26 protein-coding genes are annotated in these 20,190 nt (G+C 43.4%); 2 read left to right on the top strand and 24 right to left on the bottom strand.

The window, feature by feature from the left end:
- Positions 1 to 269 precede the first annotated feature (269 nt).
- The 4 genes from M3629_RS00570 to M3629_RS00555 all read right to left on the bottom strand — a co-directional run bounded on the left by M3629_RS00570 (position 270) and on the right by M3629_RS00555 (position 4,318).
- Complete coding sequence (locus M3629_RS00570; protein ID WP_251502439.1) at positions 270 to 1,997, bottom strand: helix-turn-helix domain-containing protein; 1,728 nt, start codon at positions 1,995 to 1,997, stop codon at positions 270 to 272.
- A 45-nt stretch (positions 1,998 to 2,042) separates the two neighbouring features.
- Complete coding sequence (locus M3629_RS00565; RefSeq protein ID WP_251502438.1) at positions 2,043 to 2,819, bottom strand: (2Fe-2S)-binding protein; 777 nt, start codon at positions 2,817 to 2,819, stop codon at positions 2,043 to 2,045.
- A 1-nt stretch (position 2,820) separates the two neighbouring features.
- Positions 2,821 to 3,867 (bottom strand): ABC transporter substrate-binding protein, encoded by a 1,047-nt coding sequence (locus M3629_RS00560; RefSeq protein WP_251502437.1) that lies wholly within the window; start codon positions 3,865 to 3,867, stop codon positions 2,821 to 2,823.
- A gap of 157 nt (positions 3,868 to 4,024) precedes the next feature.
- A complete protein-coding gene (locus M3629_RS00555; RefSeq protein ID WP_251502436.1) occupies positions 4,025 to 4,318 on the bottom strand; it encodes a hypothetical protein in 294 nt (97 codons plus the stop codon).
- Between the two features lie 171 nt (positions 4,319 to 4,489).
- On the opposite strand from M3629_RS00555, the gene M3629_RS00550 reads away from it, so the two are divergent.
- Positions 4,490 to 4,828 (top strand): hypothetical protein, encoded by a 339-nt coding sequence (locus M3629_RS00550; protein ID WP_251502435.1) that lies wholly within the window; start codon positions 4,490 to 4,492, stop codon positions 4,826 to 4,828.
- Positions 4,829 to 4,970: 142 nt separating this feature from the next.
- Here the strand turns inward: M3629_RS00550 and M3629_RS00545 are convergent, their stop codons facing one another.
- The 9 genes from M3629_RS00545 to M3629_RS00505 all read right to left on the bottom strand — a co-directional run bounded on the left by M3629_RS00545 (position 4,971) and on the right by M3629_RS00505 (position 11,891).
- Positions 4,971 to 5,465 (bottom strand): DinB family protein, encoded by a 495-nt coding sequence (locus M3629_RS00545; protein WP_251502434.1) that lies wholly within the window; start codon positions 5,463 to 5,465, stop codon positions 4,971 to 4,973.
- A gap of 61 nt (positions 5,466 to 5,526) precedes the next feature.
- Positions 5,527 to 6,537 carry an LLM class flavin-dependent oxidoreductase gene (locus M3629_RS00540; RefSeq protein WP_251502433.1) on the bottom strand — a complete coding sequence of 337 codons (1,011 nt, stop codon included), beginning with the start codon at positions 6,535 to 6,537 and terminating at the stop codon, positions 5,527 to 5,529.
- Between the two features lie 48 nt (positions 6,538 to 6,585).
- Positions 6,586 to 7,338 (bottom strand): amino acid ABC transporter ATP-binding protein, encoded by a 753-nt coding sequence (locus tag M3629_RS00535; RefSeq protein ID WP_251502432.1) that lies wholly within the window; start codon positions 7,336 to 7,338, stop codon positions 6,586 to 6,588.
- Positions 7,335 to 8,045: an amino acid ABC transporter permease gene (locus M3629_RS00530; protein WP_251502431.1), complete on the bottom strand. Its 711-nt coding sequence runs from the start codon at positions 8,043 to 8,045 to the stop codon at positions 7,335 to 7,337. Before M3629_RS00530 ends, M3629_RS00535 begins: the two co-directional genes overlap by 4 nt.
- A complete protein-coding gene (locus M3629_RS00525; protein WP_251502430.1) occupies positions 8,042 to 8,737 on the bottom strand; it encodes an amino acid ABC transporter permease in 696 nt (231 codons plus the stop codon). Before M3629_RS00525 ends, M3629_RS00530 begins: the two co-directional genes overlap by 4 nt.
- Before the next feature lie 27 nt (positions 8,738 to 8,764).
- Complete coding sequence (locus M3629_RS00520; RefSeq protein ID WP_251502429.1) at positions 8,765 to 9,592, bottom strand: transporter substrate-binding domain-containing protein; 828 nt, start codon at positions 9,590 to 9,592, stop codon at positions 8,765 to 8,767.
- Positions 9,593 to 10,059: 467 nt separating this feature from the next.
- Positions 10,060 to 10,641 (bottom strand): chloramphenicol phosphotransferase CPT family protein, encoded by a 582-nt coding sequence (locus M3629_RS00515; RefSeq protein ID WP_251502428.1) that lies wholly within the window; start codon positions 10,639 to 10,641, stop codon positions 10,060 to 10,062.
- A gap of 33 nt (positions 10,642 to 10,674) precedes the next feature.
- Entirely contained in the window at positions 10,675 to 11,361 is a 687-nt protein-coding gene (locus M3629_RS00510; RefSeq protein WP_251502427.1) for a hypothetical protein, read from the bottom strand.
- Positions 11,358 to 11,891 carry a hypothetical protein gene (locus tag M3629_RS00505; protein WP_251502426.1) on the bottom strand — a complete coding sequence of 178 codons (534 nt, stop codon included), beginning with the start codon at positions 11,889 to 11,891 and terminating at the stop codon, positions 11,358 to 11,360. Before M3629_RS00505 ends, M3629_RS00510 begins: the two co-directional genes overlap by 4 nt.
- A gap of 171 nt (positions 11,892 to 12,062) precedes the next feature.
- Between M3629_RS00505 and M3629_RS00500 the strand changes: the two genes are divergently transcribed.
- Positions 12,063 to 12,668 (top strand): hypothetical protein, encoded by a 606-nt coding sequence (locus tag M3629_RS00500; RefSeq protein ID WP_251502425.1) that lies wholly within the window; start codon positions 12,063 to 12,065, stop codon positions 12,666 to 12,668.
- A 66-nt stretch (positions 12,669 to 12,734) separates the two neighbouring features.
- Here the strand turns inward: M3629_RS00500 and M3629_RS00495 are convergent, their stop codons facing one another.
- The 11 genes from M3629_RS00495 to M3629_RS00445 all read right to left on the bottom strand — a co-directional run bounded on the left by M3629_RS00495 (position 12,735) and on the right by M3629_RS00445 (position 20,127).
- The gene (locus tag M3629_RS00495) at positions 12,735 to 13,214 is read right to left on the bottom strand and encodes a hypothetical protein (RefSeq protein WP_251502424.1); all 480 of its coding nucleotides are present in this window, start codon (positions 13,212 to 13,214) and stop codon (positions 12,735 to 12,737) included.
- Positions 13,215 to 13,300: 86 nt separating this feature from the next.
- On the bottom strand, positions 13,301 to 13,864 hold the full coding sequence (locus M3629_RS00490) for a hypothetical protein (RefSeq protein WP_251502423.1): 564 nt from the start codon (positions 13,862 to 13,864) through the stop codon (positions 13,301 to 13,303).
- A gap of 28 nt (positions 13,865 to 13,892) precedes the next feature.
- Positions 13,893 to 14,558 carry a hypothetical protein gene (locus M3629_RS00485; RefSeq protein WP_251502422.1) on the bottom strand — a complete coding sequence of 222 codons (666 nt, stop codon included), beginning with the start codon at positions 14,556 to 14,558 and terminating at the stop codon, positions 13,893 to 13,895.
- 148 nt (positions 14,559 to 14,706) lie between these two features.
- On the bottom strand, positions 14,707 to 15,501 hold the full coding sequence (locus M3629_RS00480) for a hypothetical protein (protein WP_145328601.1): 795 nt from the start codon (positions 15,499 to 15,501) through the stop codon (positions 14,707 to 14,709).
- Between the two features lie 492 nt (positions 15,502 to 15,993).
- Positions 15,994 to 16,308 (bottom strand): hypothetical protein, encoded by a 315-nt coding sequence (locus tag M3629_RS00475; RefSeq protein WP_251502421.1) that lies wholly within the window; start codon positions 16,306 to 16,308, stop codon positions 15,994 to 15,996.
- A gap of 29 nt (positions 16,309 to 16,337) precedes the next feature.
- Entirely contained in the window at positions 16,338 to 16,838 is a 501-nt protein-coding gene (locus M3629_RS00470) for a hypothetical protein (RefSeq protein ID WP_251502420.1), read from the bottom strand.
- 56 nt (positions 16,839 to 16,894) lie between these two features.
- Positions 16,895 to 17,404: a hypothetical protein gene (locus tag M3629_RS00465; protein WP_251502419.1), complete on the bottom strand. Its 510-nt coding sequence runs from the start codon at positions 17,402 to 17,404 to the stop codon at positions 16,895 to 16,897.
- Between the two features lie 19 nt (positions 17,405 to 17,423).
- The gene (locus M3629_RS00460; protein WP_251504376.1) at positions 17,424 to 17,981 is read right to left on the bottom strand and encodes an HAD-IIIA family hydrolase; all 558 of its coding nucleotides are present in this window, start codon (positions 17,979 to 17,981) and stop codon (positions 17,424 to 17,426) included.
- Between the two features lie 47 nt (positions 17,982 to 18,028).
- Positions 18,029 to 18,619, bottom strand: a complete 591-nt coding sequence (locus M3629_RS00455; protein ID WP_251502418.1) for a GNAT family N-acetyltransferase — start codon at positions 18,617 to 18,619, stop codon at positions 18,029 to 18,031.
- A gap of 35 nt (positions 18,620 to 18,654) precedes the next feature.
- Entirely contained in the window at positions 18,655 to 19,410 is a 756-nt protein-coding gene (locus M3629_RS00450) for a hypothetical protein (protein WP_251502417.1), read from the bottom strand.
- 141 nt (positions 19,411 to 19,551) lie between these two features.
- Positions 19,552 to 20,127, bottom strand: a complete 576-nt coding sequence (locus tag M3629_RS00445) for a dihydrofolate reductase family protein (protein WP_251502416.1) — start codon at positions 20,125 to 20,127, stop codon at positions 19,552 to 19,554.
- Positions 20,128 to 20,190 lie beyond the last annotated feature (63 nt).

The raw sequence follows: 20,190 nt of genomic DNA, 5'->3' as shown, positions 1-20,190 counted from the left end.
ATCCTGAATCTCACTATTGCTGAAACATAAGCATTAATTAACACCGAAATTAGTTGAACCCCTTATAAAACCTTTACTACATAGACAAAATCCATTTTGCGGTATTATCAAAAAGAATTCCTGTGCTTTAAGAACTATCTTTAGAACTTTCGCCCTATTCCAACTCATTAAAACCCAAAAAACAGGTCACTTATCCTCTTTACGGAGAGAAAAGATGACCTGTCTATAGTCTTCAGAATAGCTATTTGAATCTTGATTAGGTAAATGCTTTATGTAAACCCCAACAACGCCTGCTCAACCTGATCCACAATCCCATTGATACCCATTGGCCCATAACAGCCAATCCAGGTCGCCGCATCTACCGAATGCACTCGCTGCTCCTCGCCCCCACCAAGCATTACCAAAACCCGTTGCTCTGTCGCCGATATCCCGTCCTGCATGAGCTCATTACTCAGCAAAAAGTAGTGACTCGCTTGCACTGCGGGTAATCTCTCAACCGAGATGTGATAGGCCGTGTCGGAGGTGTCTGCGACAAATAACGGAACGGGCAGACCAAGATCACGGTACAGCACAGCTCCTGTGCGATGAGCCGCAGAATGCACTCGAACGAGCGAATCCAGCGGACGGATCAGAGCCACACTTTTGCCTGCCAATACTGTAACTAGTTCCTCAGATAACAAAGCCGTTCTTCGAAGATAATCCGCAATAATCTGCTTGGCTTCTGATCGCTTGCCTGTCAGTTCACCGAACAAGCTTAGAATCGTCTGCCAGTTTTCATTACGTTTGAACATGAGCACTGGAGCAATCTCACTTAATCGTTCAAGATACTGTTCATGTACCTCGGTACAGATAATCAGATCCGGTGCGAGTCGTTCTACCGCTGACAGATCGGGATATTCATATGTACCTAGTAATTCGGTGTGCTGGAGTCCTGCCCGAAGGGACTGGGGAAAGGATAACACGCTGCTTCCTAGTCCGACACTCCCTACCGGATACAAGCCCAGCGCCAGCAAATGATCGGCATACTGCACATCAAGGACAGCTATACGCTGGGGTGTTTCAGTTACAATAAACTCCCCTTGCATGTGACAGATGACCGGGCCTTGGGCTGATTCATAGGATGAAGCTGTGCGGTTTTGCAGCAGAGCATTCGCATAGTCTGCATCGGTTTTCGAAGCGGCGGCATGCCGGTAATGCAGCGGTGGAACGCCGTAATACTTTTTAAACGCCCTGCTAAAATAATACATATCCCGATAGCCCAGCTTGTCTGCAATTTCACCGATCGAAGCATCCGTATGACGCAACATGCGTGAGGCACTTTCCATGCGTAGCTGAATGACGTACTCCATCGGTCCGAGCTGCTTTTCTTGTTTGAAACGGCGCTGCAATTGTCTCACACTACAGTCCGCAAGGGCAGCCAGCTCTTTGAGTTCCAGGTTCTGACGATAGTGCGACGCAATATAGGAAGCGACCACATCCACCATATCGGACTCCGCTCCCCCCTGACCACGTTCATATGCCATGATCAGCTCGTAGATCATCCCTTGGAGCAATGCGTTCGCATAGAATCGTTCCAGTCCTTCGCCACGGCGCCATTTGGCCACAATTTTCTCCGCATTCTCGATCCATTCCGCGTGGGCTGCCGAGTTTTGTACAAATGATCTACGCAGCGGATGTTTGCGATACGAAGGCATAACAAGAGAGGCTCCCTCCATGGAAGAAGCCTTGTACTTGATTACTATATAATGAATGTCCTCTGATCTGGCCGTCAGCGTGTAGGATGATCCCTTCACCGTATGACAGGCAAAAGAAGCTCCAATGTGGCAACCCTCGCCATCCATTGCAAGCTCCCCTTCGCCTCCGTATGCCAGCAGCAGCACATTAGAAGTTACATTTGTTTCGTGTAAAACGCTACCTGTCTGCAAAGTACCGCTATATCCGTCCAGCATCTTGATTGCTGTATCACTCCAACCACTTGTCTGTTCTTGCAGCGGCATTTCTCTCATCTCCTGACAATCGCATAGGTATAATCATTGCTGTTGTCATTGTAGTTGAGATTCTTTCTCATTGTCAATTTTCGGACATTTGAGGCAATATTCCCCTGACATCTGGTACCAGAAACAGCAGGTGAGCCGATCACTTTTGGCAACATGCACATCGTTCTTACACTCGGTAAAACGGGTTAACGGATTCTTCCTCTCACCAAACACTTGCCCGGACGCTACCTGCGTCAGATAGGCGAAGTCCTCTCGAATGATCTTACGTTCCTGCTCCGTCTCGCCTTCATCAGGAGCGAACAGTCGCCCGATCCGTACCATGATATTCTCCCAGAGAATACTCATCGAAAGGGGGGCAATTGCAGCAAGTGTCTTTAAGAGAGGTGTGAGCTGTACTGCAAACATCTCTTGGACTGCCTTTTCCCGCCAAACGTGTCTATCTCCCGTCAGCTCTTCAGCCCGAAGCTCGTTCACCGCTAGAAAAGGAAATCGTGTACCCTCCTCATGTTCTTCGAGCTTCGGATGATAGAGAAAGCTGTTCTCCAGCTGAAAGGTTACATGCTGATGATGAAATGTCATCGCAGTCACGAGCGGAGTCGTCCATAGATAGCCAAGTCGCTTGGCTAACATGGAAGCGGCAACCTTCATGTCTGGTGCATCGATATAATGTTGAAACCAGCTGATATACTCTCGGCACGCCTCTTCGTCATGCAGCTCACTCAGCGCAATGTTACGGACACTATGTTCAGGCGGCTCGCCGAGCAAAATCGAATGATCCTCCACCGTCTCTTTCCATGCGTCTGTTGAGAGATATCGGCTCATATTAGTTCGATCCGAGCAGGGCTTCCGAAGCCTGATCTACAATCAGATTAATCGCAAGCGGTCCGTAGTATGCGATCCATAGTGTGGAGTTTACATCATACGTGCGGTTATTTTTCACAGCATCCAGAGACTTCCATACCGGATTGTTCACCATCGCCTCTGCTTCTGCCGCAAATAGCTCATCCGACAATACAAAGTAACGATCTGCCCCGATCTCAGGCACCTTTTCCATCGAGATTTCAACGGAACCATCTTCATTAATCTCCTGCACCAAAGCAGGCATCTTCAGTCCCAAGTCATTATACAGAATACCGCCAATGCGGTGCTCAATCCCGTGTACACGAATGCCTTCTTTTCGTGGACGAATGATCGCCACCGTTTCATCGCCCAGCTTCTCAGACAATTGTGTTTTCAGCCCGGCAATTTTCTCTTCATACGCTGTACGCACTTTCTCTGCCTCGTCCTGCTTGTCTGTAATCTTAGCAACTGTAGCTAACGTATCCCGCCAGTCTTCGTAGAAATCAAGTACTAAGGTAGGAGCAATTTTACTCACACCCTCATACTGTTTTTCCTGAAAGTCGGTCATGATAATCAAATCCGGGTCGAGTGCTACAATCGCTTCCAGGTTAGGCTCGTCCCGTGTACCCAGAACTTCTACGCCATTCGGCTGGTCTCCCAGATATTCAGGAAAATCGGTATTTCCTCCTGCAATAACACTTCCTGCTGGCTTCTCGCCAATCGCTAACATCTGATCCAAAAACTTAACATCGAGAATTGCAATTCTCTTCGGTTTTTCGTTTAGAGTAATGTCACCCTTCATACCCTTGATCGTTACAGGAAAAGCTCCATCCGTCTGCGTCTGTGTTTCTGCATTCGCAGGTGTCTCCGCTGATGTTACAGAAGATGATTTACCGCTATCTGTACCTGTTCCGGCACCGCACGCCGTCAGGACAAGAATCAGGGCCAACATTAAGCCCATCAGTAATCGTGATTTGTGAGCAGAATAGCCTTTGCTTCCGGCTGCTTGCCCCTGTGTTCCTTGTTTCATTTGTAAATCCCCCTTATGTATACTAGTGATAATGATTTTCATTATCGAAACATAAAGAGAGTATAAACGATCTGTGTATCATGTTACCATGTACTTTTGCGACATTTCAGTCGGACTAATGCGACATCATGATCGATATTTTATCTACACCTATCCACTATGCACCTTTTAATTTCTCAGCAATGTAAGCCTGTAGACGGTAAATGTCTGCAAGAAGTTCTTCTTCCTCCGGTGTATTGCCATACTCCCCCAGCCAGCGCGGTGTGCGGAACTGCCAATCCTCTGTCAGGTGTTGCTTTTCATCCCGATACTCCCTAATATGTCCCAGGAAATATTCCAGAGAGCCGAAGGATTGTTTCTGATTATCTTTGATGATGGATTGAGTATTCTCAATGATGGTATGTAACATTTGCCCAATATGCTCCTCTGGAGTCATCGCTTTAGATTCCATTCATTGCCCTCCCCCTATCTCTATCCATCATAAATGTTTTGGTATATTATTCAAATGAAGCTAATGCTGCTAACTCCTAGTACAGTCACATAATCTGATCAAACAAAAGAATCGATGACTCTAACTATGAGGTGAATCATAAGTATGCGACTAAAAAGGAAATATATAACTATGGTTTTCACCGTTGCCATTATTGCTTTTCCTATTATCATTGGATTTTATATGTTGAACAAGGTTGTCGATCCGGACGAGATAATGGTCACGAAAACTACAGTTTCTCCTGAGATTATTACGATACAAGGTGGATTCGGAGACAGTAACCGCAAATATCACGGCTACAACATCTCACATCATGATCATTCACTATTCATCCAGATCAAAGGCAGCCAACTTCCGATTGGAGGTCATAAGGACTTCAACATTTCGTTCTCTAATACTTATGGGAATATTGATGAAATCTATTTATTAGGGCATGACAACGCTAAAAGAAAGATTTGGCCCAATCCCTGACTTTCATGTGTAGCCATATTAAACTCTTTCGGGTCACTTCCTATTCAATTCCAGATCCTTATCCATCTTAGAATCATAGACATAACGGATTTAGACATAACGGATACCTGCCTTCCCGTTGCTCTCATCATTGCATTTCCTATTACTGCACCTGCTTTTCAACCAACTCTTGCTTGATTCTGCGAATCTGGTTGAGATGGTTCTGCACATGAGCGACAAAAGCCGGAATAATTGCAGCTAGAGATACCGTCTCGCCTTTGAAGTTAATGCCGGTTTTCTCCCATTCTTCGTCGCTCAGCCGCTCTAGTAGTCCTGAATTGTACTGAACCAGACCATTAGCAATCGTAATCAACTGAGAAATCTGCTCTTCGTTTGCTTTTTGTCCCGCAACCCATGCATCCTGGTTATACCCGGGCAGCGTCGCCGGTGATCCCGCTAATATTTCACGGATGCGGAAGGAAACGACGATACTGTGGTCCACCAGATGTGCCAGCACTTCGGTAACACTCCAGGTGGATGGAGACGACTTCCACCTCAACTGCTGCTCGGTCAAACCTGCAATCTCCTGTTCAATCTCTTCATAAGCGTGTACATATGCCGATATAATGGATTCTGTCTTCACTGTTGTGTTCCCCATGATTACCGCTCTCCGATCTATATAAGTTTAACTACAATACGGATGATAGAATTTGCTATGCTTACACCAGTTCCCCTGTAAATGCTTCTTTCAGCAATTGGAATGAACGTGCCCGTTGTTCAAAATTAGGAATAATCGTTGTAAACACAAAGCTGTTTACGCCATATTCCTCCGACAGCTCCAGCAACCGCTTCCTCACCGTTCCCTTGGTACCGCGTGTAATGTCCGCTTCGCGCTCGACCACCGTATACGTTTCTCCCGCCTGTCTTGCGAATTCTGCTGCCTGCTCCACCGTCTGCACATTTATGGTTTTGCCACTTGCCAGCGTTGCACGCACGGTTTTGTGCTGTCCCGCCAGCGCATTTGCCTCTTCTTCCGTATCTGCCGCTATGACCGACAAGGCCAGAATGGCTTCAGGCTCTCCGCCATGTTCCGTGTTAAACTGCGTGCGGTACGTATCCAGTGCGATGCGTGCCGTTTCGGGATCACTGTTGATAAACAGCGCAAACGCATAAGGTAGCCCCTGCTTGGCTGCCAGTTCCGCACTGGAAACACTCGTGCCCAGCATATAAATACGTGCCGGCTGCCCTGGTAACGGATGAGCTGTCAGTCCTGGCTGTGCATGGGTTTCACCTGCCGGAGCGTTCAGAAAGTTTCTCAGTTCCACCAGTTTGTCATCCAGCGTTTCCGGCTCGGCAATTCCCTTTTGCAACGCCTTCGTGGAACGAGGTAAGCCGCCTGGAGCTCGCCCAATCCCTAGTTCAACTCGTCCCGGAGCTAGTGTCGCGAGCACATTGAAACTTTCAGCCACCTTATATGGGCTATAATGCTGGAGCATCACACCACCGGAGCCGATCCGAATCTTTTGAGTCTGGGCAAGCAAGTACGACACGAGCACTTCCGGCGATGATCCGGCAACCCCTTCCGAGTCATGGTGCTCCGCTACCCAAAACCGGTCATATCCAAGTGATTCGCCAAGCTTCGCCAGTTCTACGGTATTTTTCAACGCCTCCGCAGCCGACTGGCCCGGAAACACAATGCTCTGATCCAAAATCCCTAATGTAAATGACATATCTCTTCCCCCTTGGATATTCCTTATCATGTTTCTGATCCCGTTTTCTTATATGGAATATGCAGTATCCGGTGTAATGCGTTTGAGAAACTGCTTCGTACGTTCTTCCTTCGGATAACGGAACAACTGCTTCGGCTCTCCTTCTTCCACAATGACCCCGCCATCCATAAATACAACATGGTTCGCCACTTCCTGCGCAAAACCCATCTCGTGAGTCACGATGATCATCGTGATGCCTTCCTCTGCAATCTGGCGAATAACAGCCAGCACCTCGCCTACAAGTTCCGGGTCCAGCGCCGAAGTCGGTTCGTCGAACAAAATAACCTCTGGGTTCATCGCCAGCGCCCGGGCGATCCCAACACGTTGTTGCTGTCCACCTGAGAGCTGGCTAGGGTATGAATGAAGCTTGTTTCCGAGACCTACCTTTTCAAGCAAAGTGACACTTCGCGTCCGCGCTTCCTCTTTAGCCACTTTGCGTACAGCGACAAGTCCTTCCATGACATTTTGCAATGCTGTTTTGTGGCGGAACAGATTATATTGCTGGAAGACCATCGCTGATTTTTGGCGTAAGGCATGGATATCCTTTTTGGCGTGTTTGCCGTAATCCAAGGTGAAATCACCGAGTGTGATATGCCCGGAGTCTGGTTTTTCCAAATAGTTAATGCAGCGCAGAAGCGTTGTTTTGCCTGATCCACTCGGCCCCAGAATCGCAACGACCTCTCCGCGGGCCACGTTTAGATCAATTCCTGACAGCACCTTATTGTCTCCGAAGCTTTTGTGTATTTGCTTAAGTTCAATCATGACACGCCTCCCCGGTTGTACGATCTGAACCGCTTCTCTGCCACTGCGGTCAGTCTTTCAATCATGACGGTCAGACCCCAGAAGATGAGTGCTGCCGCCACGTACGCCTCGAAAAATTTCCAGTTGGTCGATGCAACGATCTGCGCCTTGGCGTTAATCTCCACCACCGAGACCGCAAATGCCAGTGTAGATCCATGCAACATGCCAATCAGCATGTTAGAAATGTTAGGTAGACTGGCTGCAAAAGCCTGCGGCAACACAATTCTGCGCAGTGCCTTCGTCGCTGTCATACCCAGTGAATAAGCCGCTTCAATCTGACCGCGATCCACCGCGAGCAAGCCGGATCTGACAATCTCTGACGCATAAGCACCCGCCGTAATCGAGAATGCCAGGTAAGCAAAACCGATCAATGGAATGGACGACGAGTTAAACCCAAGTCCGAGTGATGAAGACACGCTGTCAATGATCATCGGCAGTCCGAAATAGATCAGAAGCAGATGTGTAATCATCGGTGTACCGCGAATAAAGGTGACATAGGCCGTCGCCAGCTGGCTCAGTACAGGAACCCGAAACTGACGGAGAAGGGCAACCGCTGTGCCGATGATAAAACCGAGAACTACCGAGATAACGGTTATAGCCAGGGTAGTCGGGATCACACCGAGAAGTTGCACAAACGCGGTCCATACAAAGGAAGCATCAAAGCTCATATCGGAGCAACCCCCCTCTTCTGCACTTTCCGCTCAAGTACACCGAACACCCTCTCCAGCACAAAACTCAAAACAAAATAAATGAGCGCCAGCGAGATATACGCTTCAATAAAATGACGAGAGATCGTTGCAAGCGTAGACGATTTGCCCGTCATCTCCATGACACCCACACTGAACGCAAGGGATGTGTCCTTCAAGCTGCCAATCACCATGTTGGCGAATATAGGCAATGCCGTCACATAGGCCTGCGGCAAAACAATCCGGAAGAACGCTTGCGGGCCAGACATGCCCATGGCATAAGCTGCTTCGACCTGTCCCCGATCCACGGAAGCGACGGAAGCCCGAATCATCTCCACCATAAACGCTCCACTATTGAGCGAGTAAGTCATAATGACAAAATAGATGGCAGGTGCACGGTTCGCATTAATCCCGAACAGACCCAAAATTTCCGGCACGCCGTAATAGAACAAAAACAGCTGAATCAAAATCGGAGTTCCGCGAAAAAAGGACACATACAGCTTAGACAGCTGTTTCAGCACCGGAATATTGTACATCTGCGGCAGTGCCGCGATGGAGCTGATGATTAGACCAAGCACCATTGCACTAACTACAATGAGAAGCGTAGTACTGATGGTGGGTAGGAGCTTTACAAAGTAGTCGATGACATAACTGAATTCAAATGGTGCACCCATCGTTGCGACCTGCCTTTCCTGTACGTGTTATTTCGTTTCTGATTGCGTAGCATCAAAGCCAAGCCACTGCTCACTCAGTTTCTTCAATGTACCGTCTGCCTTGATTTCCTTCAGTGCTTCATCGATGCGATCCGCAAGTTTCTGTTCTTCGGGATCATCCTTGCGGAACATAAACAGGGTATCCGATTCACTGAGTGGTGGACCTACAAGTTTCAGCTCGCCGCTCGGATCAATGAGCGGAAGCGTAAAGTCCGCTGCTACAAACGCTGCAACCCTTCCAGCCTTGAGCTGTGCGATGGAATCGTTGGCCACACCGCTTGAATACACAATATCTAGTGCATTGTTATTCTGTTTGTTGTAGTTTTCCAGCAAGATGGCCTGTGCGCTGGTTGCTGTCGTTAACACTTTTTTGCCTTTCAGATCATCAATGGAATGAATGGTATTGTCATCTTTGAGAACCGCGATTTTGTTCTTCCAGTGCGAATATGCTTCTTTATTGAATAGATATTTCTGTTCGCGCTCCGGGTTTTTCTCCATCTGATGCGCGACCATGTCAATCTTGTTCGTTTCGAGGCTGAGCAATAAGTTCGTGAACTCCATCGTCTGCAGATCGAATTCGTAATCATCAAGCCGTTTATCAATTTCTCTGACGAGTTCTACATCGTATCCCGTCAGCTTGTTATTTTCGTCAATAAAAGCGACATTCGGAAATTGCGTGCCTGTTCCCACAATAATCTTGGTTGGTTCTTTCGCTCCCTCAGCTCCCGATGCCGTCTTCGTGTCTCCCCCGGTGCTGCATCCTGTCAGCGCTAATACGATTGCAGTTGTAAGTGTTAGAACAGACCATTTTTTCATGTTTTTCTCCCCCGTTATGTGTGCGATTGTTTTAAACCACTAATTCTTACATGTTAACTAGGAATTAATTGATCTAAAAATAGCATTCCAACAGGAACATCGTCAACGGGTTTACTTATAGAACAATTCTATATATAAATAAAATATTCGATGGGTACGATTACAACTCGCCTCAACCGTACCGTCATTGTCCACTTTCAATAATATAGATGACTTCTACACTAAACCTGATCGTTATCTTTATCTAACGTGATCTTGGAGAAACAAGAAAAAACCTAACGAAGAATCGTTAGGTTCAACATGTCTAACATCCTTATGAAACTATAATTAGCCGCCCCTTCTCCTTCACTTATCTTCTATATAAGTTGTACTAAAGATGTTTATACGGAACACTCCGACGACAGAATAAACTTCCCATCGCTGTTATCCCCGGATTTTTTTGATTCCCTTTTCTTCAACTTATATAGTTATCTTCGACTTAACTTCTTAAATGCCGAGAACTCATGCCTGGAGTTCATATAACTTAATATCTTTTCCGCACACGCAGCTGAACTGAGTTCTTCTGTATTCACTTCCAGATCATACTCATCGTAGGCGTATATGTAATCGAACTGGGAATGAGCAAGCCCGATCTCGCGATTCCCTCTGCTCTGCTCTCTTCTGGTAAGTTCTTCTTTGGAGCATTGTACACCAACTAACAATATCGGATAATCCGCAAGCAAATCATAAAAATCATTGAACAACTTGTCATCGCTGATGACCGTATCCACAATTACATTCAGACCGAGCTCCGAAAACAGTTTAATGGTTGAGAAGTACAATGAGCCAATCGGGCCAAATAGGATATCTGACATCACACCCGGCTCCACTTCTCTTGTTGGCTTCATATCGGGATATGTTGTATCGATGAACTGATCATAATTTTGAAAAAATTGATCTACGGACAGATGATGCAGCGGCATTTCTCCTTGCTTTTTCATTTCCAGCGCAATGCTCGTCTTGCCTGAACTTGATGTTCCGTTTAAAAAGATAATCAGTCCTCGTTCCATATGGTTCACCCTTATCTATTAAATTGGTGTTGCCTAGCTGAGCCCTTCTCCCTTTAAGATATCCTTTGAAAATTGATCTACAGCGAGCCAGGTAGACACATCTTCTTCTACATACTTCTTCCAAGCGATTACAACATGAATTTCACATATTTCATCCGATTCCATCTGTGACATGGGCACACTAATCCCTTTTCCAGAACTCAGGATGTACCCCTGTGCTTCAACATCAATACCTTCACCATAGGATTTCGGAATCCGATCGCCTTGGTTTCTCCTCATCATTAACAGCGTTCCGTCTTGTGTACCGATATGTAACTGATACGTTTGATTTTTATATTCAATCGCTTCGAGTCCTTCTCCAGTATCCGATCCACAGCTTGTCCAGTTATATCCCTCTTTCCACGAGGCTGTGAAGCTACACTCATCAATCTGGTGCCCACTCTTCGGTTGGATTCGGAATACAGCTCCCCAGCATTCTTCTACTTCCTGATCGCAAGCAAGTTCTACATCCACTCTACAAATTGCGAGTTCGCAGTCCCATGAGTCGTAATCATACTTATACAACCACCCACCACTGTTGAGCTTGGCGCAATCTGTTGCAAGATAGGATTGGTTGGAGACCGAAAGTAAGAATTCCACGGTGCCCAGAGGTGTACATATAGATGGCATCGCAGGCATCGCCTGTTGAACGATGGTTTCTTTTCCATGAAAAAGCTTCATGATTCTCTTTCCTTCCTGATATATTGTTGAAAATACACCCTGAACACATCATAGATCTCCTGCATTTCCATGATCTCATTCCGAAACGTATCCCGAATCTCCTCACTTTGTTTGTGCTCAAGCTCCACATCGAACTCTTCAGCCTCATATTCATTTAACAGTTCATAGAAATATTCGCACTCCACTTTCACTGCCTGGTAAAGATCAGCATACTGTCCGGAAGCGAGCAGAAAGCTGGCCCAGGATATTTCTCTTCGATCGTACTTCATATACAAACAAGCGATGTAATGATCGTATAATGAGTTAAGATATTCATCGACGAAAGGTTCGGAGTGAATATATCTGTTAACGATTCCAATCGCGTCACCTTGATATTTCACTGTTGCTAATTCAATGATCCAGTATGGTGGCTTCTCGTATTCCAGAATAACGTCATCACAAAAGAGTTGAAAGTGTTTGTACCAGATTAATTTACTCTCAAGCATGATCCCCAGCTTACAAGCAAACTCTTTGGTAGGTTCAATCTTCATAGGAACAATCCTCCTATTCTTCCCATAGTGTAGTTATTTTCTCTAACTTCATCCCGTCAAATTGTAATTGGTAAATATCCGGTTGTATTTACTCCTATGTATAATTTGCAATAATTCTCATTTATGTAATAGTAGAAGTGGAGAAAAGAATATCTAAGAGAGGATAAGCTAATGTTTTCATTTCAAAAAAAATCTGTTCTGATATGCGTTGTATGCATAGTCGTCGTCACTGTATCAATCATCACATATATGAATGTTCAATCCAAACCGGAGCAAAACGTTTATACCGTAGTCCATCTACCGGCCAACTCCATCACCTTTAGTGAAGTGGAAAAGCTCGATGCGTTTGCTGAATTAATCGTGATTGGTTATGCAACAGACGAGTTTTCGGAGCGTGAGCATGTGATAACTGCATTTGATGATGGAGCCATGCAATCCTTCCACACCAACACCAATATAAAGATCACGAAAATACTAAAGAAACCTGAGGATTTCCCTTCAGATCAGAATGAATTAACCATCATTGAACCTGTTAGCTTGGATGGAGATATTAAGTATACAGCGAATGATTATGTAGAACTACAGCAGGGTGAGACAAGTGTGATTTTTTTGCTGAGAAATTCCTATGGTGATTACGGTTTGATTAATGATAACTTGGGAAAATTCAGCTTGGAAGGCGTAAGCCAATATAGCTTTCCTGAATCCTCCGCATCTCAACAAATATCCGATTACCAAATCTTTCGGGATGCCGTTATGAAGAAGTACAACCTGGACTAGGAGTTAGCCCCAACGTTGGGGCTTTTTCATTTGGATTTATTTATACCTTGGTTATCACGACAGATCTCACAATCGTTTATTCCGATCATACTCCGTCAATTTCTCCTCAATAAATGTCCATGCGCTGTTCCGATCACGGTGCACCCAGTCAATATCATCGGTGGTCTGATCACTGTATGCCCCTAATATTAACGTTCTGATCGCTTCTTCCGACTGTTCGCCTACAATAAGTGCCACTGGAAAAGGGATGTTTCGATACTGTTCTTCACCAATATAAAAAACATCCTCTAACTGATCTCCCCATTCATAGATCAGTACACTGAAATCAAGGATCAAACCCGATGGTTCCCATGCTTCCAACACCGCTTTGCCTATGGCACACATATAGATGGCATCTGAATTCCCACCAGAACCATAACCATATTCACCCACGAACTTTAGAATCATGATCTTGCAATATTTCACTGCCTCGGAATCTCCAATATGGACTTCATATTTCAAATCACTAAGCTCTTCCAGCTTCAACTGCTTGGTTACAATATCCATGATACCCTCCATATATAGCTACTTACATCCTCCATCCACCTCATGACAAGGCACATCAGATCGCTGAACTCAGTCATGATGAGTTGCTATTTTTCCATATAATTGTAAACATTAAAATCATTATACTTCACATAGAACCCTTCCTTGATAAGCTTCTGTTGTTCCTCCTCAATTCCAAAGGAAAATGCTGCACCTGGACCAAGTCCTGTTTGACTTACTGCGATTTCTTCACCATTTTTATCGTACAATTTCACATTTGTATCCGTATAAGTTTGAATTCCCTCTTCAGTAAAGTATCCATTATATATAAATGCTCCCGAAGGATTGTTCATATTAAAGATCGTTCTAAACGAAAAATAAATATCGTTACCTCTGTTCACCACATCCAGTAGCAGAGTCGAGTTGTGAATCTCGGCTGCTTGGATATCTTTGTTCATGGGTTCATCGACATTAAAATTAATCCATTCCGGTTTTACAAAAACTTCTACAGGAATATGTTCTGATCTCAGCGTAACGGTATACCCATCTTGGTTCAAAACCTTCTCTGTTATTGCCTCGCTTGTGGAGTCCGACTTGTAATACTGATAAATAAATATTGCGGCTACAATCAGGATAACCGTTGAAAGTACTACCCATCTTCTGTTATTCATATCTGTTTCCTTCCTTTTTGATGCTTAACTAAGACTTTATGCTCATCTCTTCAGCGATTTGAATTAAAGTTGGAGCGGACTGCTGCTGCCCGATCAGTTCATACTGTAGCGCTTTTCCGCTACTTCCAGCAGCCTCAATCCAGATCAACCGATCCATTCCGTGATTTGAAAAATAAAATGCTTCTGCTCCCCGAACACGTAGCGGTTTCACCTGGGACAATTCATCCTCAGACAGGTAAACTCGGCTTTTGGTTGTCCCAAAAATATGAAGGGTCAGTGCCCCTTCTCCTTGATAACGGATTCGGATACCTACAAGTTTGTTGTTTGGATGCAAATCGCGGATCACGACCTGCTGTCCCGTGGTTCTGCTCTCTTCAGCCATAGCTTCAATCTCATCCGGTGTCAGATTATCGAATCCATAATAGACCTGAATGCTCTCAACCCCCGCATGGGCCGGCAACTGTGGCTGCCACTCCGTCAGCGTTTCCTTCAACAGCTCCAGTCCGTGCTCCCATTCAACGGCAGCATAATTCGTCTGCTGGGTGAATTGGTGCTCTCCAGCATTTGCAATGTAAATCGCCTTTCCGTCACCCGGTTTCAGAGTACGTATAATTTGATCTACGACGTAATCACTTTCCTGCGCTTCCATCTGAATTCTACCAAGAAAATCACCGCTCTGACTCTTCATATCCATTCGTGATCACTCCTCAGATTAGCTGTTTTTGATCCATCCGATTCAATCATCCTTCATAGTAAAAAGATTACATTTCTTCTCCATCTTACCTTATGGAGAAACCCCGCGACAATGAATCGCGGGGCTCATGTTTGGCATCAAATTTCGTTCATTTCTCTTTATTTCTTCCAAACATTCTGTTAATCACGTTGCTCTTTTTCTTCATTATAGGTTCATCTTGGAACTTTGCACTAAGCCAAAATGAACCAGAGATAATGTCCCCGACAATCATTTCCTTGTTAACGAGTTCTTGATCAATGAGAACATCAATCTCTCCACCTAACGTCTTGACTAATGCCCAGGTGAACCGCAGCTTCGACTGCTCATTAACAATCTCTGCTGTTTCTACGATTCTTCCTGTGAACATGGCAGTTGCACTTGGCGTACCTTCACTAAATAGTCCGGATGGAACAAAGGATTCCACTGCAAATTTGTATTCACTATCCTGAGATAGGTTAAATTCTTCTTCGTCTTTATAGATCGTCACTTCATGTGCGAATGCAGACAATTGTACATGTATCATCTGTGGAATAAGAATCTGCCCGTAAACCCCTCGGTTCGGCAGGTCAAAAACGAATGGATAAATTCCCGACTCCATCGACTCATCTGGTTCGGCCCAAGCATGAAATCTGCCATCTAGTTTATTGTTTTCGTCTGGTTCTAGTTCTGCGGTAAGTCCAATCTTCATACGGGATGAACCTGAGAAATGTGGATTCAGTCCGATAACCTGATTCTTTTTATCTATCTGAAGCCATATCTCAATCCCTTCTCCTGCCAGAGCCAGAGCATATTGCCCATAGGTAGCTTTGATTCTGGTTCCAGTTGAAAGTGCATACTCGGCGATATCTTCAAAATCTTCCGGGGAATGTACACGAAATCCCAATGTGGTCATATGATTTACCATTTATGCATAACTCCTTCTGTACGTATGTGGTCTACTATATACGCTTGCTCTAGTGATCATTCTTTGGATGGATTCAACTTCAATTTATGTTTTGGTTGCATCATTACATCTAATAGATAACCAAGGAACAACCAGATAAGTATCCCCAGAAATGTAGTCACAAATCTAAAATGGTAATTAACAATATCATCGTATCCGAATAATGTTTTTAGATAAAACTCTATATTCGTTAAGATGTTGGCAATGATCTGATTCATGCCTTCCCCTGACCCGTTATGCATACTCTTATTTGTAACAAAAGCGGCGATCACTAAACAACATTGAATAAGTGGTAGAATAAGACGATATTTCAATTTTTTCATCTCCATATCAGTCTCCCTTTAATATTTATTGGTCACATAATATAGACGTCCAAAAGTTGTTAGTTGTTTCATATTGCTCGATCTCTCGAATGGGTACCTTATATTATCGAAACTACAGGGTTTGATGTTTTTATCCTTCTTTTAAATATTCTATTGTGCCTTTGGCAATAGTCTTATTCGTTTGTAGTGAAAAACGGTTACCGGGTTCCAACAGATGATTCGGTACCTCTTCTGAATTATGGAATAGATAGTACAGATCAGCCTTGGCTTCCCCATGTTCATCCGGTTGACTATGTAACTTCACGACAGCACTCCAGAGCCCAAATTGCAAATCTGGATCCACATCAAAAACGATAGGTGCTGAAAAGTCCTTCGTAATTGCTGACTTCTGTCCGCCCTCTGCCTCACTCAAAAAATACAGGCTAACAACCGCTACTTTCTTCACTGAAGACCACTTCCAATGTATTAGATTGATTAAATCTCGATATATACCTCTTGTTTTTCCTCTTCATTATGAATGCGCCAAAATTCATATTGCTCTATTCCACCTATATTAATGCCAGAGAGAAAAGTTGGATCAAAAAAAAGCACTTGTTCATTCTTCAACTTAATCAACATGCTATCACATATAATTTCATTTTCTTTTTCTTCCAAATTGAAAATTTTAATACTCGAGACCATATTCGTCAGCGATGTAGGATTAATGAGTACCACATCGCTGATTGAAGACACCGCTGGATATAAATCTTCAACCAATTCGAAATCATGTCTGATCGAGGGCACAATCGTGATTCTAAGTCTCGAATATTGTTCTATGGACGCAAACTCCAAGTATTCTTCTCCAAATTTGACATATATAAATGTAAGCATTGGAGTGAATTCATACACACCCTTTTCTTCCAAATAGATAAACCCTGACAAGTTGATGTCCTCTATGTTTTTTCCTTTAATCATGTGGATCATATTTTGCAGCAATTTCCAGCCTCCTACCTAATTTCGTTGCAGTTGCATGACTTAACTATTCTTTATACTCAGTAAGCGGTCGACCTATAATATAGTTCATCATGTATCGTGAAACGCTTAAATCTCATGTTCTCATCATCTATAATATTCGCAGCTTCCCTTGAATGGAAAACAATCAAATTAAAATATTCCAATAAGAAATTGAACGTTAATTGATACAACGCTTGCAGCATGACTTTCGTACAATCGGAGTTACATTCCATATCACAATCATATAACTCTACAACACCAAAAGGTGGCATAATATCCTCATAATCAAAATCATCATTCGATGTATCTGTTACGTAACTATTTTTGATCCATTCGATCTTTGGTGAATGCTCCTGATATAAATCAATCACTTTACATTGAAAAGACAAGTTACCATTATATTGAACATGTATATGTGCAATATTTTCACTTTCTCCTTGTGTGACCTTAATGTAATGATCGACTACGAGCGCCTTGATTTCTGGAGACAAGTATTCCACATCTTTCAATCTAAAATCTTTTTCTTCAAGAAATGTACTTACTCGCAATATTTCCCCTCCAGATTGGTTAGCGGTTAGCCCTGTCTTCTGTTTCCTTTCCGTGAAGACTAATAACATAATTAACTGCATCTTCGAAATCTTTTGCAATGAAATCTGCTTCTATATCCGACCATTTATATCTATATTTGCTCAAAGCCTCATTCCCCGCTCCTGACAAAACTAATACTTTCTTGCATCCAGCATGATGACCTGCCAATAGATCAGACCATCTATCCCCAATTACAACACAGTGACTTAAATTTAATTGATTCTTCTTAGCTGCTTTAAGTAACATTCCTGGGTTCGGTTTCCGGCAATCACACCCATCTGTATGTTGATGTGGGCATATATAAACATCTTCAAAGCCGAAATCTATCATTTCTTTTACAAATACCTCTTTTGTCGCTTCCCCCCTTGAAATACCCGGCTGATTCGTAAATCCAAATAATCTAATTCCAAGTGCTTTTAATTTTTCTAAAGAATTTTCAGTGAATGGAAACAATTCAAATTCTCCGGGGTAAAGGACTTCATCTGAACCGCCGATTGTACCATCACGATCAATAAAAACAGCTTCTATTTTATGCACTCCCATAATCAACCTCCATATGAAAGGGTTTAGTTACTTTTATTATGTTATCGCGTAGAAAAGTTTGCTTCAAATAACTTGGCTGAATTCTCGTTTAAGATGGAATACGTTTTGAGGTCTTCGAATTTCCCTTTAATGAATATATGCTTTCTGTAAATCCCTTCAAACCCCATGCCTGCTTTCTCCATGACTCTTGAAGAACCCGTGTTCGCTGATATACATCTAGCTTCAATTCGAACCAAGTCCATATGTTCAAAACCAAATTCGATTATTTTCTTCACACACTCCGTCATATAACCTTGTCCCCAATAATCTCTTGACAATGCGTATCCAATCTCAGCTTTGTGGTGATGGATATCCCAGCCTACATAGTCGCAAGTTCCGATGATCTTGCTTGTTGTTTTATCTTGTATCCCCCATGGACTGATCTGGCTTTTATTATATTTATCTATGATGAAATCAACAAAATTCTCGGTATCCTCTATTTTCATATGTGGATGCCATGTTGTATATTTGGATACTTCCGGGTCACTACAGTAAGAATAGATATCCTGCACATCATTCTTTTCAATTTTTCTAAGTATCGTTCTCGAAGTCTCAAGCACAGGTAAATCGTTGTAAACATCTTCAATCTTCATTTTCCACACCTCCGGTTTGTTGTTTGACTTTAATGCTAATCAATCATTTCGCTTTCGATTAATTGATATTGGTTATCAAATTCTTTACCGTTATTCAATCCATCAATTAACTGGAGAAGTCCATCCTTTCCCACCACTTTGAACCAACGGGTAACTTCGTAACATGCCAGGTTATAGTTAATCCAAGCCTCTCGGGTTCCATAATTATTAAATGCATCATGTGATCCCAGTGTTTGATAATCAATAGGCTTCTCGCCATTATTCGTATGTTCTTTCCATACGTCTTCGTTGTTGACATATCGACCGTCTATCATGGTTGCCAGTCCTTCATCAAACCAAGCAGGAACTTTGTCTTTATGATCTAATCTTTCTCTCAACTCTGCATGCGTGAACTCATGTGAAATTACATTTTCATTTAATCCCTTCGGTCCTATAACTATATAATTCTTCCATGGATAATAGTACGTTTGACCCGTTATATTTTCCGCATATTTATTTAATGCACTCTGACTTAATGCAACTATTACATAGGGAGAAGCAACTCTACTGCCGAATATATTAATCACTTTATCTTCTGATGACCTGACAAACTCAAGCAGTTGAGTTTTCACGTCGCTCCCGGCGTCAGCTTCTATGAATACATTTTTTTCGATTTGTTCCATGGCTGAATAATCCACTAACACAGCATTCACAGGTTTTGCGTAGACTTTTAGAGAAACCGCTATAGTTGAAAATAGGAACAATAACATGATCAATCCAGCAATCTTGAATTTGCTTTTAAATAGCTTCATATGATCTCCATCCTCTTCGTGATTCTATGTAATTACGTTCTTGTGAATAATTCTAATACGAAATGACCCAGCCTTAGATCATTTTATCTTAGACTGGGTGTGTGTGATGGGATTCTCTCCCTTTCATCTTAAAAGTTCACTTCATTTTATCGCCCGATAAAAGAGACCTAGAGCACCGGAATCAAAGGTTTTATTTTCAATAAGTTGAAGATTGATCTTCTGGTTGAGACCTTGGAATAACGGTAATCCACTTCCGATTAAAACGGGAGAAACCGTAATTTTATATTCATCTATTAAGCCAAGCTGCATAAGATAATGTGCAAACCGTGGGCTGCCGAGTATGACCATATCCTGACCTGGCTGTTGTTTGAGATGTTTGATCTCTTCTTCGATATTTTCTTTTACCAATCGGGAATTGTTCCACTCTACGTCATCCAAGGTTGTGGAAAAAACAACTTTGGCTGTCTTCTCAATCCACTCGGCATGCTCCCGTTCATGCTGAGAAGCTGATGCGTCCGAGCGTACAGCTGGCCAGTAACCGTGCATCATCTGATACGTCCCACGTCCCCAAATGACCGTGTCAGCAGTGCTCAGAACTTCTTTCGCGTATTTCTCCAAATCTGCATCGTAAGAAACCCAGCCAATATCCATCTCACCATTTGGTCCTTCTACATAACCATCAAGCGACGAATGCAGAAATAAAACGAGTTTTCTCATCTTCACTTCTCCTTGTTTATGAGGGATATCTCCGCTAAATCTGAACTGAACTCCGGCATGATT

This window comes from Paenibacillus polysaccharolyticus (assembly GCF_023714295.1).
Lineage (GTDB): Bacteria > Bacillota > Bacilli > Paenibacillales > Paenibacillaceae > Paenibacillus > Paenibacillus polysaccharolyticus_A.
This window is presented reverse-complemented; position numbering and strand designations above follow the sequence as displayed.